At 44.1% G+C, this 213-nt stretch carries 1 pseudogene; it reads left to right on the forward strand.

Annotation, left to right across the window (positions count from 1 at the left end):
* A pseudogene (locus NXS07_RS21545) lies at positions 1 to 127 on the forward strand (IS5/IS1182 family transposase); the annotation flags it as partial.
* Positions 128 to 213 lie beyond the last annotated feature (86 nt).

Here is a 213-nt window from a genome sequence, read left to right on the forward strand (position 1 = left end):
ACGTTGTTTCGGTTTTCTTAAAGGAAATCGGCGTATCGCAACCCGTTACGAAAAAACCGCTCGAAACTATTTGTCCAGGGTGAAATTAGGCTGTATTCGACTCTTTTACAGGCGGTTATCTAATTAAGGGACACAGCCTAGTACTACAGCCGTAATCCATCATGTGCCATGATAGGGCTCTTCTTCCTTAAATAAAAGGCGGTGTCACATGCC

The sequence above is a fragment of the Xenorhabdus bovienii genome, from assembly GCF_024721015.1.
Taxonomy (GTDB): Bacteria; Pseudomonadota; Gammaproteobacteria; order Enterobacterales; family Enterobacteriaceae; genus Xenorhabdus; species Xenorhabdus bovienii.